Here is a 1,103-nt window from a genome sequence, read left to right as displayed (position 1 = left end):
CGGACGGCCCGGTGGTCAGGTCCAGCTCGACCTTGGCGTGCTTCTGGTTATACGCCGCGAGCAATGCCGGGATGCGCACCGCCGCCGTACTCTCCAGCGAGCCCAACGCAAACGCGCCCTGGGGCTCCTCCCCCGCCACCGTCGCCCGGGCCTCTTGCACCAGGTCGAGAATCCGCCGCGCATACCCGAGGAAATTCCACCCGGCCGGCGATAACCGCAGCCGGCTCTTCTCGCGAATAAACAGGTCCACGCCCAGGTCCTGCTCCAATTGCTTGATCCGCGTGGTCAGGTTCGACGGCACGCGATGGATCAATTGCGCGGCAGCGCTGATGCTGCCTTGCTCGGCAACGGCTTTGAAAATTTCCAGCTGGACCAGATCCAAATCATTCTCCAAACGTGAACGTATTGCTTAATATTATTCAGTTTCCGAAAAAGATACAGCCCCGTACGCTGGCCTCCATCCCATTCACTGCGCAGGACGGTGCCATGAACTCCATTTCCTCCCAGACCCACGCGTTGTCGATCAACCCCGCCAGCGGTGAAACGGTCGCCAGCTACCCGTACGAAACCGAGGCGCAGCTGGATGCCGCACTCACCCGCTCGATCAACGCCTTCCGCAACGGGCGCAATACCCCCGTCGCCCAGCGCGCCGAATTACTGCTGGCCCTGGCCAGCACCCTGCGCGACCAGGCCGAAGAAATGGCCCAGATGATCACCCTGGAAATGGGCAAACCGATCGCCCAGGCCCGTGGCGAAATCGAAAAATGCGCGCAACTCGCCGAGTGGTACGCCGCCCACGGCCCGGCCATGCTGGCCCCGGAAGCCACCCTGGTGGACAACGGCACCGCCCAGATCGAATACCGCCCGCTGGGCCCGATCCTCGCTGTAATGCCGTGGAACTTCCCGGTGTGGCAAGTGCTGCGCGGCGCGGTGCCAACCATGCTCAGCGGCAACACCTACGTGCTCAAGCACGCGCCTAACGTGATGGGCAGCGCGTACCTGATGAAACAAGCCTTCCAGCGCGCCGGCTTTGCCGATGGCCTGTTCGAAGTGATCAACGTCACCCAGGACGGCGTGTCCAAAGCCATCGCCGACCCGCGCAT

2 protein-coding genes are annotated in these 1,103 nt (G+C 63.2%); one reads left to right on the top strand and one right to left on the bottom strand.

What is annotated here, in order from left to right; all coding sequences use genetic code 11:
- Positions 1–382 (bottom strand): LysR family transcriptional regulator (locus HX846_RS37740; protein ID WP_178967528.1); only part of this gene is annotated, 382 nt, incomplete at its 3' end.
- Between the two features lie 104 nt (positions 383–486).
- Between HX846_RS37740 and HX846_RS37735 the strand changes: the two genes are divergently transcribed.
- The coding region (locus HX846_RS37735) for an aldehyde dehydrogenase family protein (protein WP_178967527.1) at positions 487–1,103 on the top strand (617 nt) is incomplete at its 3' end.

Source organism: Pseudomonas sp. K5002 (assembly GCF_013386655.1).
In the GTDB taxonomy this organism is placed as follows: domain Bacteria; phylum Pseudomonadota; class Gammaproteobacteria; order Pseudomonadales; family Pseudomonadaceae; genus Aquipseudomonas.
Note: the sequence above shows the minus strand (reverse complement) of the source record. Positions and strands in the feature narration are given on the sequence as shown.